The sequence below is a fragment of the Streptomyces sp. NPDC001890 genome (assembly GCF_042891445.1).
In the GTDB taxonomy this organism is placed as follows: Bacteria; Actinomycetota; Actinomycetes; order Streptomycetales; family Streptomycetaceae; genus Streptomyces.
Genome location: NZ_JBIATE010000001.1, coordinates 895,080 through 909,595, shown reverse-complemented (window position 1 = coordinate 909,595; position 14,516 = coordinate 895,080). Strand labels below are relative to the sequence as shown.

The window sequence follows — 14,516 nt, the reverse complement described above, 5'->3', positions numbered from 1 at the left end:
CTGCAAAATCCCGTCACTCCGTGCCCCCTTTCGCGGCACCGCATGCCAATTTCTTCATATCGAGAAGTTTTGCCCTTCACCCTTTGATCGATCATCGATCGGCGACTTACAGTTCACTTCGCGGGCCCACCGGCCCCATCGCCCTGTCCTGCCAGTCAGGGCCTTCTCCACCCCCCTCCACTCCGGAAGGCGGCGATCATGACCGACCCCGTAGGAAAGCTTCCGAGCGAGCTCGACCAGCTCCCGGACCGTGACCCCGAGGAGACCGCCGAATGGGCGGCCTCCCTGGATGCCGTCACCAAGGCCGCGGGCCCGCACCGGGCCGCGTACCTGATGCGTCGCTCGCTCGAACACGCCGAGGGCGCCGGTCTCGCGCTGCCCAAGCTGCTGGAGACCGACTACGTCAACTCCATCCCGACCGCCGCCGAGCCCGCGTTCGACGGCGACCTGGAGATGGAGTCCAGGATCACCGCCTGGAACCGCTGGAACGCCGCCGCGATGGTCACCCGCGGCTCCCGCTTCGGCGTCGGCGGCCACATCGCCACCTTCGCCTCGGCGGCCTGGCTGTACGAGACCGGCTTCAACCACTTCTTCCGCGGCAAGGAGGGGGACGGCTCCGGCGACCAGCTCTACATCCAGGGCCACGCCTCCCCCGGCATCTACGCCCGCGCCTTCCTCGACGGGCGCCTCAGCGAGCAGCAGCTCGACAACTTCCGCCAGGAGGCGGGCGGCGACGGTCTGCCGTCCTACCCGCACCCGCGGCGGCTGCCCTGGCTGTGGGAGTTCCCCACCGTGTCGATGGGCCTCGGCCCGCTCTCGGCGATCTACCAGGCGCGCTTCAACCGCTACCTCGCCAACCGCAACATCAAGGACACGTCGAACTCGCACGTCTGGGCCTTCCTCGGCGACGGCGAGATGGACGAGCCCGAGTCGACCGCCGCCCTCGCGCTGGCGGCCCGTGAGGGTCTCGACAACCTGACCTTCGTCATCAACTGCAACCTGCAGCGCCTCGACGGCCCGGTCCGCGCCAACTTCCGCGTGGTCCAGGAGCTGGAGGGCGCGTTCCGCGGCGCCGGCTGGAACGTCGTCAAGACGCTCTGGGGCAACGCCTGGGACGAGCTGTTCCAGCTGGACACCACCGGTGCGCTGGTCCGCCGGCTCCGCGAGGTCCCGGACGCGCAGTTCCAGACGTACGCCACCCGCGACGTCGCGTACATCCGCGAGCACTTCTTCGGTGCCGAGCCCGCGCTCGCCGAGCTGGCGAAGCTGCTCACCGACGCGAAGATCGCCGAGTGCTTCTACACCTCGCGCGGCGGCCACGAGGCCCGCAAGGTGTACGCGGCGTACAAGGCCGCCGTCGAGCACAAGGGCGCGCCGACCGTGATCCTCGCCCAGACGGTGAAGGGCTTCACGCTCGGCAAGGGCTTCGAGTCCAAGAACGCCAACCACCAGATGAAGAAGCTGTCCGTCGACGAGTTCAAGGACATGCGCGAGCTGCTCGGACTCCCGATCCCGGACAGCGCCTTCGCCGACGGCCTGGTGCCCTACGGCCACCCGGGCGCCGACTCCCCCGAGGTCCGTTACCTCCAGGAGCGCCGCGCCGCCCTCGGCGGTCCCGCCCCGGCCCGCCGGGTGCACGCCGCGGCGCTGCCGCAGCCCGAGGAGCGGGCGTTCGCCGCGCTCAAGAAGGGCTCCGGCAAGCAGGAGATGGCCACGACCATGGCCTTCGTCCGCCTGGTCAAGGACCTGATGCGGGACAAGGAGACCGGCCGGCGCTGGGTTCCGATCGTCCCGGACGAGGCCCGTACCTTCGGCATGGAGTCGCTGTTCCCGTCGGCCGGCATCTATTCGCCGCTGGGTCAGACGTACGAGCCGGTCGACCGCGACCAGCTGATGTACTACAAGGAGGCCAAGGACGGCCAGATCCTCAACGAGGGGATCACCGAGGCCGGGGCCATGGCGGACTTCATCGCCGCGTCGACGTCGTACGCGACGCACGGCGAGACGATGATCCCCTTCTACATCTTCTACTCGATGTTCGGCTGGCAGCGGACCGGCGACCAGATGTGGCAGCTCGCCGACCAGCTCGGCAAGGGCTTCATCGTCGGTGCCACGGCGGGCCGTACGACGCTGACCGGTGAGGGGCTCCAGCACGCGGACGGCCACTCGCAGCTGATCGCCGCCACGAACCCCGCGTCGCTCAACTACGACCCGGCGTTCGCGTACGAGATCGCGGTGATCGTCAAGGACGGTCTGCGGCGGATGTACGGCCCCGAGGCCGAGAACGTCTTCTACTACCTGACGGTCTACAACGAGCCGAAGCCGCAGCCCGCGATGCCGGAAGGCGTCGAGGAGGGCATCGTCAAGGGCCTGTACCGCTTCAAGGAGGGCACGCCCGCCTCGGCGGACGCCCCCCGGGCCCAGCTGCTGGCCTCCGGAACGGCGATCCACTGGGCACTTGAGGCGCAGGAGCTGCTGGCCGCGGAGTGGGGTGTCACGGCCGACGTCTGGTCCGCCACCTCCTGGGGCGAGCTGCGCCGCGAGGCGCTGGAGTGCGACGAGGCGCTGCTCCGCGGTGAGCAGCGGGTGCCGTACGTGACCCAGGCGCTGGAGGGCGCACCGGGTCCGGTCCTCGCGGTCAGCGACTGGATGCGTCAGGTCCCGGACCAGATCAGCCAGTGGGTGGAGCAGGACTGGTCCTCGCTCGGCACGGACGGCTTCGGCCTCTCCGACACCCGCGACGCCGCCCGCCGTCACTTCGGTGTCGACGCGCAGTCCGTCGTGGTCGCGACGCTGGCCCAGCTGGCCCGCCGCGGCGAGGTGTCCGCGGCCTCGGTCAAGGAGGCCCGGGAGCGCTACGGCCTGTGATGCCGGGGCGGCCGGGTACGCCCCGGCCGCCGCTTCGCCCCCGGTCACCGGGCGGTCCCGTGGAGCGGGCCCGTCCGGTGGCCGGGGGCGCGCGCGTTCTGCGGTCACAATGGCCGGATGCGTGCTGCCCGCCTGATCAGAATGGTGCTGCTCCTGCAGTCCCGCCCGGCCATGACCGGCGCCGAGCTCGCCCGTGAACTGGAGGTGTCCGAGCGGACCGTGACCCGGGACGCCCAGGCGCTCTCGGAGGCGGGTGTCCCGGTGTACGCGGACCGGGGCCGGGCCGGGGGCTACCGCCTGGTCGGCGGCTACCGCACGCGCCTGACCGGCCTGGCCCGTGACGAGGCGGAGGCGCTCTTCCTCTCCGGGCTGCCGTCCGCGCTGCGCGAGATGGGCCTGGAGGACGCCGCGTCCGCCGCCCGGCTCAAGGTGTCGGCGGCCCTGCTGCCCTCGCTGCGGGACGCCTCCGACAGCGCCGCCCGGCGCTTCCACCTGGATGCTCCCGCCTGGTACCAGGAGCCGGTCACCCCCGAACTGCTGCCGGCCGTCGCCGAGGCCGTATGGGACGACCGGGTCGTCCGTGCCCGCTACCGCCGGGGCGGTGCGGACGGCGAGGTGGAGCGGGAGCTGGCACCGTACGGGCTCGTCCTGAAGGCCGGGGTCTGGTACGTCTGCGCCCGGGTGGGGGACGACTTCCGGGTGTACCGGATCGACCGGTTCTCGGCCGTGACGGTGTCGGACGAGCGGTTCGAGCGCGACGGGCGGTTCGACCTGTCGGGCTTCTGGGAGGAGCGGGCCGCGCAGTTCGCCCGGTCGCTGCTGCGGGCCGAGGTGAGGGTGCGGGTGTCGCCCGAGGGGGTACGCCGACTGCCGTACGCCATGGACCGTTCGGCGGTCCGGGACGCCCTGGACGCGGCCGGCCCGCCGGATGCCGAGGGGTGGCTCGCGCTCACCCTGCGGGTCGAGTCGATGGAGGTCGCCTACAGCCAACTGCTGTCGCTGGGGCCGGAGTCGGAGGTGCTGGAGCCGGCCGCCCTGCGGGAGCGTTTCACCGCGGCCGCCGAACGGTTGCGCGAGCTCTATCGCTGAGGGGCGTCTCTCGCCGCGTCCGCGTGCGTGGCCCGCTGCCAGGGCCGATGCTTGACCCGTGATGGACGAGACGGAGTTCTGGGAGCTCATCGACGGCACCCGCACGGCCGCCGGGGGTGATCCCGAGGATCAGGCCGACCTGCTGGTCGAACGGCTGGTGCGGCTCGATCCCGATGCGGTGCTGGACTTCGCCCGGCATTTCGAGGCCCGTTTCAACCGCGCCTACCGCTGGGACCTGTGGGGCGCCGCCGCCGTGCTGCTCGGCGGCGCGAGCGACGACGCCTTCGACTACTTCCGCTGCTGGCTGATCGGCCAGGGCCGGGAGGTCTTCGAGGGGGCTCTGCACGACCCGGACGGCCTCGCCGATCTCCTCGACGACTTCGACGAGGAGATCGACGGGGACGCCGAGGATCTCGGCTACGCCGCCGACGAGGCGTACGAACAGCTCACCGGCGTGGTCGCCCCGGACCTCGGCCTGCCGCCCCAGGCCGCCGAGCCCGAGGGGACCCCCGTGAGCTTCGAGGACGACGCGGTCCTGGCGGAGCGCTTCCCCGCGCTCTGGGAGCGGTTCGGGCCCGGCTGAGGGGCTCGGTCGCCCCGTTCGCTCAGAAGTGGGTGCCGCCGTCGATGCGGATCTCCGTACCGGTGATGAAGGCACCGTCCCGGGAGCCGAGCATCGCGACGACGCCGGCGACGGTGTCCGGGCTGGCGAAGCCCGCGCCGAGCGCCGGGGCCAGCTTCATGAAGAGCGACATGTCGGCGTCGGCGGGCAGCCCCGGGCCGTGGCCGCTGGTCATGTCGGAGGAGATCGAGCCGGGCGCGACGGCGACGAACCGCAGCCCCTGCTTGCTGTACTCGCTCGCCAGCGCGTGCGTCATCGACTGGATGCCGCCCTTGCTCGCCGCGTACGCCGACATGTAGGGGTGCGCGAAGCTCGCCGAGGTGGAGGAGAAGTTCACCACGGCCGGCTCGTCGCCCGCCAGCAGGGCCGGGAGCGCCTCGCGGATCATCAGGAACGTACCCGTGAGGTTGACGGCGAGGATCTTGTTGAAGAACTCCAGCGTCGTCTTGTGGGTGTGCTCGGAACGCAGGATCCCGGCCGCGTTGACCAGCACGTCGAGCCCGCCGAGGGTCTCCACGGCTGAGGCGACGCCCGCCTGGACCGCGGCCTCGTCCGAGATGTCCAGGACGAGGGTGGTGAGGCGCTCGGCGGCGCCGTTCGCCACGGCCGTCTCGTACGTGGCCTTCAGCCCGGCCTCGTTGACGTCGGCCGCGACGACGTGGCCGCCCTCGGCGAGAACGCGGTGGACGGTGGCCTGGCCGATGCCGGAGCCGCCTCCGGTGATGAGTACGCGGCGGCCTTCGTAGCGGTTCATTTCTGTCTCTCTTCCGATCCCGGTGACTGCTGTCACGAAGCGGCTCGGCGGCGCCCCGATGACGTCCCGATCTGTGTCCACCGTACGCCCGAGTGGCACGTTTTGCCACAGTGGCATTTCGCGCACACCTCTGCCCGGCAGGGGTAATCTCCTGGGAATGAGCACCGAGCCGAGTCAGCCCTCCCTCACCGAGCGCCGGAAGGCCGCGACCCAGCTGGAGATCGCACGCGCCGCGGCCGCGCTCTTCGCCGAGCACGGGCCCGACGGCACCACGGCGGAGGACATCGCCGGCCGGGCGGGGGTGGCGCTGCGCACCTTCTACCGCTACTTCCGCTCCAAGCAGGACGCGGTGGGCCCGCTGCTCTCCGGCGGCGGCGATCGCTGGCGGGCGCTGCTGGAGGCGGCCGAGCCCGGGGAGCCGCTCGCCGGGACCCTGGAACGGGCGGTCACCGAGGCGCTCCGGCCGCCGGGCGCGGACGGCGCCGAGCAGCTGGGCGTGACGCGCGGGCTGCTGCGGGCGGCGGCGCAGGACCCGGCCCTGCGGGCCGTCTGGTACCGGGTCAATCAGGATTCGGAGGAACGGCTGCTGCCGGTGCTGGCCCGGCTGGCGGGCGACGGGGCGGACCCCCTGGAGGTCCGGCTCGCCGCAGCCGCCGCGACGGACGCGGTACGGGTCGCGCTGGAGTCCTGGGCGCAGACGGACGCACCGACGACCGGGCCCGGCTCACCCGCCGAGCTGGCGGTGCGCTGCCTGCACGAACTCACGGGCGGCATGCGGCTGTTCAAGCCGTAGAAGCCGTACTCACGGGACGAGCGGACGGCCCATCAGCACGTCGTCCACGTAACGCCCGTCCAGGAAGAACTCACCGGGCAGCACCCCCTCGACGACGAACCCCTCCGACTCGTACAGGGCGCGCGCGGGTGTGTTGTGTCCGAGCACCCGCAGGGTCATCCGGTTCGCCCCGTCGCTGCGCGCCGCCGCGAAGGCGGCCCGCAGCAGGGTCCGGGCGACCCCGCGGCCGCGCGCCCAGCCGGCCACGGCGAGGCCCTGTATCTGCCGTACATGGGAGTTGCAGGCCAGTGGGGTCGGCAGGACCAGCCTGAGGTACCCGGCCGGGCGCCGCTCGCCGCCGGCGTCCACCGCCTCGGCCACCAGGAAGTCCTCGGGTTGGTGGCGCTTGTCGAAGAACGGCTCGTACGGCGGCTGCGGCCTGGGCATCACGGCGTGCAGCGTCGACCAGGTGGCGCGGTCGAGCTCACCGAGTGCGGCCTCGTCGGCGAGGACTGCGGGGCGGACGAGGACCGGATGGGTGCGGGTCTCGGACATGCGCGCCACTGTGCCACGGAGGTCCGGGCCCGGTCAGCCCGGTTTCCCCGCCCGACCGGCCCGGCTGGTGGGCCGGGCGGGGCCGCTGGGGCAGGATGGACCCATGCCGCACTCCCGTATCGCTGTCACCGGAGCATCAGGACTCATCGGAGCGGCGCTGGTGCGCTCGCTGCGGGCCGACGGGCACGAGGTGGTGCGCCTGGTGCGGCACCCCGCGCGGGCCGGCGACGAGGTGGAGTGGGACCCGAAGCGGGGTTACGTCGACGGGGCGGGCCTGGTGGGCTGCGACGCGGTCGTCCACCTCGCCGGGGCCGGGGTCGGCGACCACCGCTGGACCGCCGCGTACAAGCGGGAGATCCGGGACAGCCGGGTGCTGGGGACGGCGGCGATCGCACAGGCGGTCGCCTCGCTGGACGTACCGCCGAAGGTACTGCTGTCCGGGTCCGCGATCGGCTACTACGGCGACACCGGGGACCGCGCCGTCGACGAGAGCGCCCCGGCCGGTGAGGGCTTCCTGCCCTCCGTCTGCGTGGAGTGGGAGGCGGCCACGGCCCCCGCCGAGGAGGCGGGCGTACGGACGGTGCACGCGCGCACCGGTCTGGTCGTCGGCCGCGAGGGCGGCGCCTGGGGTCGGCTCTTCCCGCTGTTCCGGGCGGGTCTGGGCGGCCGGCTGGGCAACGGGCGCCAGTACTGGAGCTTCATCGCACTGCACGACGAGGTCGCGGCGCTGCGCCACATCCTGGACACGGAGTCGCTCTCGGGCCCGGTGAACCTGACCGGCCCCGACCCGGTCACCAACCGCGAGGTGACGGCCGCGATGGGGCGGGTGCTGCACCGCCCCACGCTCTTCACGGCCCCGGCACCGGCGTTGCGGATCGCCCTGGGGGACTTCGCCGAGGACGTGCTGGCCAGTCAGCGGGTGCTGCCGGGCCAACTGCTGGACTCGGGCTTCGTGTTCGCCTTCCCGGGCATCGACGCGGCGATCCGCGCGGCCCTGCGCTGAGCCCCGCACCGGCCGGCGCGCCCCGCGGGAACGGCGCGCCCCGCCGGGACAACACGCCCTCCATGCCATCGGACGGACGTGCGACCCCGTGCAACGGTGCCCCGGGCGCGCGCGACTGCTCCATTACCGGCCGCCTTCCTACCCTCCTTGCGAACTCGGGCATTCCGGGGGCCTGTTGGGGGCAAGAGCCTCCCACCAGTTGCGCCGACTCGGGGAGGGGCACGTGCTCAGCACGGCACACCACGCGGACGTCGTCATCATCGGGGCCGGGATCGCCGGCCTGTCAGCCGCCCACCGACTGACCAGTGCAGGGGTAAGCGTCAGCGTCCTGGAGGCCGGCCCGCGGGTCGGCGGCCGGATGACCACCACCGACCTGGACGGCTTCCGGCTCGACCATCTCGGCCCCCTGCTCAGCACCTCCTACCCGGCCCTGCGCACGACGCCCGGACTCGAAGGGCTGGTACTGCGCACCTTCGCCCCGGGGGTCCTCGTCCACAGCGACGGCCGTCAGTACCGGACCGGCGATGTGCGGGGCGCGCGGGGCGCATTCAAGGCAGCGCGCGCCCTGGCAAGCGCCCCCCGGCCGCCGATGGGCGGGCCGATCGACCAGGCCCGGCTGGGCGCCGCCCTGTCCCGGCTCGCCGCCACCCCGTCGGCCCGCATCCTGGCGCGCCCCGAGCAGACCGCGCTCGCCGCCCTGTCCCACCGCGGCCTGCCCGCCCGCACGGTCAACGGCTTCCTGCGCCCGCTGCTCTCCGCGCTGCTCAGCGACCCGGGGCTCACCACGTCCAGCCGGTGCGCCGATCTGGCCCTGCGCGGCTATGCGAGCGGCAGGCTGTGCGTGCCCGAGGGCGGCGCGGCGACGCTGCCCGAACTCCTCGCGGCGGCACTGCCGCCCAACACCGTACGCACCGGTGTGCATGTCACGGCCGCCGACATCACCTCGGTCCGCACCAAGGAGCACGGCGAACTGGGCTGCCGTTCCCTGCTGCTGGCGACCGGCGCGGGCGCCGCCGCCGAGCTGCTGCCGGGTCTGCGGGTGCCGCCCTTCCATCCCGTGACGGTCCTTCACCACACCGCCCCCGCTCCCCCGCCGACCGGCGCCGCGCTGCTGCTGGACGCCGACCGCTCGGGCCCGGTCGCGCACACCGCGGTGATGAGCGCGGTCGACCCCTCGCGCGCCCCGCGGGGCCGCACGCTGATCAGCTCGACGGTGCTCGGCACCCCGCCGCCCGACCTGGACCGCACGGTCCGCACCCATCTCGCCGCGCTGTACGGCGTCCCCACCGACGACTGGGAGCTGCTGGCCGCCCACCACGATCCGGAGGCGGTCCCCGCGATGCCGGCCCCGCACGATCCGCGCCGTCCGGTGCGGCTGCTGGCCGGCCTGTACGTGTGCGGGGACCACCGCGACACGAGCACGGTCCAGGGGGCCCTGTTCTCGGGCCACCGGGCGGCCGAGGCGATCCTCACCGACCTGGGTGTACGGCCGGGGAGCGGGACGGCGCTGCCCGAGGCCGCGTAGGCGCCGGCGGGGACCCCCGGGGCCCGCCGGACGGCATCGGCCCGGGGTGCGCCGGTGGCCGCCCCGGGCTCAGCCGAGCGCGGCGACCCGGTCGCGGTAGCCGCGTACCGCGGCGGCGTCCCGGTACGGCTCCAGGCGCCGTTCGAATTCCCGCACGTACTCCGTCGCCCGCACCGAGCGCATCTCCGTGGCCTGCCGGGCGGCCTCCGCGCCGAGCGCGCACGCCTGGTCGAGCTCGCCGAGCCCGAGCCGGGCGGAGGCCAGCACCACCCGGCAGAACAGCCGGCTGCGGGCGTACGCCGGGGAGCGCAGCTGGAGGGAGCGCTCCGCGTGCTGTGCCGCGGCCCGGTACTGCTGGAGGTCCCGGTGGCAGTGCCCGAACTCGTCGGCGAGCTGGGCCTCGTCGAAGTACCGCGCCCAGTGCGGCACCTCGTCCCCCGGCCGGGCGATCTCCAGCGCGTGTTCCGCCCGGGCCAGCGAGGTGGTGCAGGGCCTGGCCTCGCCGAGCACCCCGTGACCGCGCGCCTCGACGGCGTGCAGCAGGGCCTGGACGACGGGCGGCGCCGAGGAGCCGATGCCCTGCTGGGCCACCCGGGCCAGCTGCACGGCTTCCCTGCCGTGGCCGAGGTAGACCGCCTGCCGGCTCATGGTGATCAGCACGTAGCTGCCGTACGCGCGGTCCCCGGCGGCCTGGGCCAGCCGCAGCGCCTGGACGAAGTACCGCTGGGCCAGGCCGTGGGCCGCGATGTCGTACGAGGTCCAGCCCGCCAGCCGGGTCAGGTCGGCGGCGGCGGCGAAGAGCCGGCGTCCGGTGGCCTCCCCGTACGTGCCGCGGAGCATGGGTTCCGTCTCGTGCTCCAGGTACCGGACGAGGGCCTGGCGGGCGTGGCCGCCGCCGTAGGTGTTGTCGAGGGCGCGGAAGAGCTCGCCGACCGAGCGCAGGGCGGCGACGTCGCCGCCGCTGACCCGCTGGCCGGGGGCGCGTTCGGACTGTCGTTGCCGCGGGACGCCGGGGACGCCCGGCAGCCCCGCGCCCAGCGGGGCCGGAGCCGTCGGAGCGGTGGGGGCTCCCGGTGGGGCGCCGGGACCGGAGGGCCGGGAGGGGACGGGTCCGCGGGCGCCGCCCCGGCCGCCGACGCCGTGCGCCGGAATCCCGCCGTGCGTTCCGTACGGGCCGCCGCGCGCCGCGCCGGGGCCCCCGGGCCGAGCGGGGGCACCGGTCTCGGCGGCCCCGGCGGACCTGGTGGTCCCACCGGCCCCGTGGTCCCCGCCGGTCCCGTCATGCGTCGGGGGCGCGGGCTCGCCGCCCCGCCCCACCCACTCGTCGGCCCGTCCGATCAGCCAGTCCCGGCTGGGGACGACGAGCCCGGCCGGGGTGAAGGCGATCTTGCGCAGCTCCGCATGGCTGCCCGAGTCCTTGCGCCACAGCCCGCTGACGATGTCGACCGCCTCCGCGGGCGTGGCCGCGAACTCCAGGCCCGCGTAGACCGGGGCGCAGGCGTCGAGGCCCAGGTCCTGTGCGGAGAGACGGCGCCCGAGCCGCCGGGTGAAGACCTCGGCGATCAGCGCGGGGGTGGTCCCGCGGGGCTGCTGACCACGCAGCCAGCGGGTCACGGAGGTCTTGTCGTACCGCAGGTCCAGGCCGTGCTCCAGGCCGAGCTGGTCCACCCTGCGGGCGAGGCCGGCGTTGGAGAAGCCGGCCTCCGTGATGAGCGAGGCGAGTCGGCGGTTGGGGGTGCGCTGCGGAGGTCGTTCCGACATCAGCTGTACGGTCTCCTGCCTTCGGGGCCGGGCGGGCAGCCCTTATGGAACGGCGCGAATTTAGCGGCCTCCGCAGCAGTCACAGCCACCTTCGCTTCACTTTCATCCGATCGTGTGAGGATTGATGGCGGCGCTGACGGGAAGACCTGCCGGGCCGCCGCCCGAGGACCGGTCGTACAGTGGCCGGGGGCGTGATTTCAGTGCATGGTGACGCGATTCCGGGCACCCCCGGCGCACGGCACCGCGAAGAGGAAGGCATCTGTCGTGGCTGAGCTTCGGTTCGTCCGGCTGGGATTCGGCGAGGAAGCCGTCGACTACCAGGAGGCCTGGCAGAAGCAGCGCGAGGTGCACGCGGCCAGATTCGAGGACACCGTCCCCGACACCTGTCTGCTGCTGGAACACCCGCCCGTCTACACGGCCGGACGGCGCACGACCGACAGCGAACGCCCACTGGACGGCACCCCCGTCATCGACGTGGACCGCGGCGGCAAGATCACCTGGCACGGTCCCGGCCAGCTGGTCGGCTACCCGATCCAGAAGCTGCCCCGCCCGGTGGACGTCGTCGCGCACGTCCGGCGGCTGGAGGACGCGCTGATCCGTACCGCCGCCGAGTTCGGCGTGGAGACCACCCGGGTCGAGGGCCGCAGCGGCGTCTGGGTGCTCGGCGACCCGGTCGAGGACCGCCCGGCGATCGGCGGACTCTCGCTCGACTTCGACCCGCGGCTGCACGACGAGGAGTTCGACGCCCGGCTGAACGGCCCCGAGTACGCCCCGTCCAACGCCGGCCAGCGCCGCGAGGACCGCAAGCTGGCGGCGATCGGCATCCGGGTGGCCAAGGGCGTCACCATGCACGGCTTCTCCTTCAACGTGAACCCGGACAACACCTGGTTCGACCGGATCGTGCCGTGCGGCATCCGGGACGCGGGCGTCACCTCACTGGCGTACGAGCTGGGCCGCGACATCACCATCGCGGACGTGCTCCCGGTCGTGGAGAAGCACCTCCAAGACGTCCTGGAGAACGCCGAACTCGCCCCGCGCACCATCGGGCGCACGGACGATGCAGTGGCCACGGCATGACGCTCGGATCACACCTCCGGGAATAGGCCCTGCCGGCCACAGGTTGGCCACACGTAAAGCCGTTTGAACCACGGGCGTACCCTGGTGTTCGCCGAAGAATCCAATGCAGTGAAAGCAAAGGGGAGTGCCGGAGTGTCCGCTGTCGCACCCGACGGGCGCAAGATGCTGCGCCTGGAGGTCCGGAACAGCCAGACCCCCATCGAGCGCAAGCCCGAGTGGATCAAAACCCGGGCGAAGATGGGCCCCGAGTACAACCAGCTGCAGAAACTCGTGAAGAGCGAGGGTCTGCACACGGTGTGCCAGGAGGCCGGCTGCCCCAACATCTTCGAGTGCTGGGAGGACCGCGAGGCCACCTTCCTCATCGGGGGTGACCAATGCACCCGGCGCTGTGACTTCTGCCAGATCGACACGGGCAAGCCGCAGGCGCTGGACCGGGACGAGCCCCGCCGCGTCGGTGAGTCCGTCGTCACGATGGACCTGAACTACGCCACCATCACCGGCGTCGCCCGCGACGACCTGGAGGACGGCGGTGCCTGGCTGTACGCGGAGACCGTGCGCCAGATCCACGCGCTGACCGCGGAGCGGGAGGCCGGCCGCACCAAGGTCGAGCTGCTGATCCCCGACTTCAACGCGGAGCCCGAGCAGCTCGCCGAGGTCTTCTCCTCGCGCCCCGAGGTGCTCGCGCACAACGTCGAGACGGTGCCGCGGATCTTCAAGCGGATCCGCCCCGGCTTCCGTTACGAGCGTTCCCTGGAGGTCATCACGCGGGCCCGTGAGGCCGGTCTGGTGACCAAGTCCAACCTGATCCTCGGCATGGGCGAGACCCGCGAGGAGGTCAGCGAGGCGCTCCAGGACCTGTACGACGCGGGTTGCGAGCTCATCACGATCACGCAGTACCTGCGGCCGTCCGTGCGCCACCACCCGGTCGAGCGCTGGGTGAAGCCGCAGGAGTTCGTGGAGCTCAAGGAGGAGGCCGACGAGATCGGCTACTCCGGCGTGATGTCCGGGCCGCTGGTCCGTTCCTCGTACCGCGCGGGCCGCCTCTTCCAGCAGGCGATCGAGCGTCGCGGCGCGACCGCCGCGGCGCCCACCGTGTGAATCCGAGCACAAGAAGCTACCGAGCGGTAATCGCTGTTTCGAAGCGGCCCGTACGCTCCCCGCAGGTCGGGGGCGCGGATGGGCCGCTTCGGCGTGCGCGGCGCCGGTATCAAGGTTTCATTGGTGTTTGACCGACCGGTCATGCGCTGGTAACACCGGGCAGTGACGCTGGGTGCACACGACGCGGTGGCCGGCAGCAGCCGTCCGGGCCGCTGCCGCCCCCGCGCCCCGCACCCCAGCGCCCGCCACCCACTTCGCGCAACGCAGTCCCGGGCAGTTCGGCCCGGGCAGCTGAGTCCACGCAACTCAGTCCGCACATCCGCTCCGAGGAGATCTCCACGATGCAGGCCGTGCCGGTACGCGCCACCGCCATCCCTTCCGTCACCGATGCCCTCCGTGCCGTCGAGTCGCTGTTCCTGGGCAGCGGCCAGCGCACCGCCCGCCGCAACGCCTGGAACGCCGTCCTGGAGGACCGGCGCCGGGCCAAGGACCGGGTCGAGGCCGAGCACGTACTGGAGGCCGCGGCCGACCACCGTTCCTAGGCCACGTAAACTTCTGTACATGGCGAGGAAGGCAAACACTGAAGGCGCGGACAGCGCCGAGAACGCGGGGCGGCTCAAGCAGATCGCCCTGACCTACAAGATGGCCAAGCGGTCCGACCCGAAGGTCGGTCTTGTCGTCGCGGGCGTGGGAATTGTCACCTTCGGTGTCCTCCTCGGGGTCGGCTTCCTGATCGGCCACCCGGTCTATCTGGGCATCCTGGGCTTCGTGCTGGCCCTCCTCGCGATGGCGATCGTCTTCGGACGGCGTGCCGAGCGCGCCGCCTTCGGGCAGATGGAGGGGCAGCCGGGCGCCGCGGCGGCGGTGCTGGACCGCGTGGGCCGCGGCTGGACGACGACACCCGCGGTCGCGATGAACCGCAGCCAGGACGTCGTGCACCGCGCCGTCGGCAAGGCGGGCATCGTGCTGGTCGGCGAGGGCAACCCGAACCGCGTGAAGCTGCTGCTCGCGGCCGAGAAGAAGAAGATGGCGCGCATCCTGGTCGACGTACCGGTGCACGACATCATCGTCGGCAACGACGAGGGCCAGGTGCCCCTGAAGAAGGTGCGCACCAAGATGCTCAAGATGCCGCGCGTGCTCACCGGCCCGCAGGTGACGGCCGCGAACGACCGGCTGCGCGCGATGGGCGACCTGATGAGCAACATGCCGCTGCCCAAGGGCCCGATGCCGAAGGGCATGCGGATGCCGCGCGGCGGAAAGATGCGCTGACACGGACAGGCAGACAGAGCGGCGGGGGGGGGGGGGGGGGGGCGGGGCCGGGGGCCCCCCCCGGGCCGCAGGGGTTGAAGGCTGGCAAAAGCAGGAGCACCAGCAAAGCACCCATCACCCGGG

At 72.8% G+C, this 14,516-nt stretch carries 13 protein-coding genes; 10 read left to right on the top strand and 3 right to left on the bottom strand.

Annotated features, from left to right (window positions below; translation table 11 throughout):
* Positions 1–198 precede the first annotated feature (198 nt).
* The 3 genes from aceE (at position 199) to ACFYY1_RS03960 (ending at position 4,540) form a co-directional block, all read left to right on the top strand.
* Positions 199–2,868: a pyruvate dehydrogenase (acetyl-transferring), homodimeric type gene (gene aceE / locus ACFYY1_RS03970; protein ID WP_388580432.1), complete on the top strand. Its 2,670-nt coding sequence runs from the start codon at positions 199–201 to the stop codon at positions 2,866–2,868.
* 117 nt (positions 2,869–2,985) lie between these two features.
* The gene (locus tag ACFYY1_RS03965; RefSeq protein ID WP_388580430.1) at positions 2,986–3,957 is read left to right on the top strand and encodes a helix-turn-helix transcriptional regulator; all 972 of its coding nucleotides are present in this window, start codon (positions 2,986–2,988) and stop codon (positions 3,955–3,957) included.
* A gap of 61 nt (positions 3,958–4,018) precedes the next feature.
* On the top strand, positions 4,019–4,540 hold the full coding sequence (locus tag ACFYY1_RS03960) for a DUF4240 domain-containing protein (protein WP_388581497.1): 522 nt from the start codon (positions 4,019–4,021) through the stop codon (positions 4,538–4,540).
* Between the two features lie 22 nt (positions 4,541–4,562).
* Here ACFYY1_RS03960 and ACFYY1_RS03955 read toward each other — a convergent pair whose 3' ends face one another.
* Entirely contained in the window at positions 4,563–5,333 is a 771-nt protein-coding gene (locus ACFYY1_RS03955) for an SDR family NAD(P)-dependent oxidoreductase (RefSeq protein WP_388580427.1), read from the bottom strand.
* 157 nt (positions 5,334–5,490) lie between these two features.
* Here ACFYY1_RS03955 and ACFYY1_RS03950 point away from each other — a divergent pair, with 157 nt between their 5' ends.
* On the top strand, positions 5,491–6,126 hold the full coding sequence (locus tag ACFYY1_RS03950; protein ID WP_388580424.1) for a TetR family transcriptional regulator: 636 nt from the start codon (positions 5,491–5,493) through the stop codon (positions 6,124–6,126).
* Between the two features lie 9 nt (positions 6,127–6,135).
* On the opposite strand, the gene ACFYY1_RS03945 is transcribed toward ACFYY1_RS03950, so the two are convergent.
* Positions 6,136–6,660 (bottom strand): GNAT family N-acetyltransferase, encoded by a 525-nt coding sequence (locus ACFYY1_RS03945; protein ID WP_388580421.1) that lies wholly within the window; start codon positions 6,658–6,660, stop codon positions 6,136–6,138.
* A gap of 103 nt (positions 6,661–6,763) precedes the next feature.
* Here ACFYY1_RS03945 and ACFYY1_RS03940 point away from each other — a divergent pair, with 103 nt between their 5' ends.
* Together ACFYY1_RS03940 and ACFYY1_RS03935 are read left to right on the top strand one after the other, a co-directional pair.
* A complete protein-coding gene (locus ACFYY1_RS03940) occupies positions 6,764–7,663 on the top strand; it encodes a TIGR01777 family oxidoreductase (protein ID WP_388580419.1) in 900 nt (299 codons plus the stop codon).
* Positions 7,664–7,886: 223 nt separating this feature from the next.
* Positions 7,887–9,188, top strand: coding sequence for an NAD(P)/FAD-dependent oxidoreductase (locus ACFYY1_RS03935; protein WP_388580416.1), 1,302 nt, complete (start codon positions 7,887–7,889; stop codon positions 9,186–9,188).
* Positions 9,189–9,257: 69 nt separating this feature from the next.
* Here ACFYY1_RS03935 and ACFYY1_RS03930 read toward each other — a convergent pair whose 3' ends face one another.
* On the bottom strand, positions 9,258–10,949 hold the full coding sequence (locus ACFYY1_RS03930; RefSeq protein ID WP_388580414.1) for a regulator: 1,692 nt from the start codon (positions 10,947–10,949) through the stop codon (positions 9,258–9,260).
* Positions 10,950–11,213: 264 nt separating this feature from the next.
* Here ACFYY1_RS03930 and lipB point away from each other — a divergent pair, with 264 nt between their 5' ends.
* The 4 genes from lipB to ACFYY1_RS03910 all read left to right on the top strand — a co-directional run bounded on the left by lipB (position 11,214) and on the right by ACFYY1_RS03910 (position 14,393).
* Positions 11,214–12,026, top strand: a complete 813-nt coding sequence (gene lipB / locus ACFYY1_RS03925) for a lipoyl(octanoyl) transferase LipB (protein ID WP_388580411.1) — start codon at positions 11,214–11,216, stop codon at positions 12,024–12,026.
* Positions 12,027–12,158: 132 nt separating this feature from the next.
* Positions 12,159–13,124 carry a lipoyl synthase gene (lipA, locus tag ACFYY1_RS03920; protein ID WP_356079931.1) on the top strand — a complete coding sequence of 322 codons (966 nt, stop codon included), beginning with the start codon at positions 12,159–12,161 and terminating at the stop codon, positions 13,122–13,124.
* A gap of 341 nt (positions 13,125–13,465) precedes the next feature.
* Positions 13,466–13,666, top strand: coding sequence for a hypothetical protein (locus tag ACFYY1_RS03915; RefSeq protein ID WP_388580408.1), 201 nt, complete (start codon positions 13,466–13,468; stop codon positions 13,664–13,666).
* 19 nt (positions 13,667–13,685) lie between these two features.
* Positions 13,686–14,393: a DUF4191 domain-containing protein gene (locus ACFYY1_RS03910; RefSeq protein WP_351266782.1), complete on the top strand. Its 708-nt coding sequence runs from the start codon at positions 13,686–13,688 to the stop codon at positions 14,391–14,393.
* Positions 14,394–14,516: the final 123 nt, after the last annotated feature.

What these genes read in the sequence shown, in the direction of transcription:
- aceE (WP_388580432.1), top strand. Translation starts at nt 199, where the DNA reads ATGACCGACCCCGTAGGAAAGCTTCCGAGCGAGCTCGACCAGCTCCCG.
- ACFYY1_RS03965 (WP_388580430.1), top strand. Translation starts at nt 2,986, where the DNA reads ATGCGTGCTGCCCGCCTGATCAGAATGGTGCTGCTCCTGCAGTCCCGC.
- ACFYY1_RS03960 (WP_388581497.1), top strand. Translation starts at nt 4,019, where the DNA reads ATGGACGAGACGGAGTTCTGGGAGCTCATCGACGGCACCCGCACGGCC.
- ACFYY1_RS03955 (WP_388580427.1), bottom strand. Translation starts at nt 5,333, where the DNA reads ATGAACCGCTACGAAGGCCGCCGCGTACTCATCACCGGAGGCGGCTCC.
- ACFYY1_RS03950 (WP_388580424.1), top strand. Translation starts at nt 5,491, where the DNA reads ATGAGCACCGAGCCGAGTCAGCCCTCCCTCACCGAGCGCCGGAAGGCC.
- ACFYY1_RS03945 (WP_388580421.1), bottom strand. Translation starts at nt 6,660, where the DNA reads ATGTCCGAGACCCGCACCCATCCGGTCCTCGTCCGCCCCGCAGTCCTC.
- ACFYY1_RS03940 (WP_388580419.1), top strand. Translation starts at nt 6,764, where the DNA reads ATGCCGCACTCCCGTATCGCTGTCACCGGAGCATCAGGACTCATCGGA.
- ACFYY1_RS03930 (WP_388580414.1), bottom strand. Translation starts at nt 10,949, where the DNA reads ATGTCGGAACGACCTCCGCAGCGCACCCCCAACCGCCGACTCGCCTCG.
- ACFYY1_RS03915 (WP_388580408.1), top strand. Translation starts at nt 13,466, where the DNA reads ATGCAGGCCGTGCCGGTACGCGCCACCGCCATCCCTTCCGTCACCGAT.
- ACFYY1_RS03910 (WP_351266782.1), top strand. Translation starts at nt 13,686, where the DNA reads ATGGCGAGGAAGGCAAACACTGAAGGCGCGGACAGCGCCGAGAACGCG.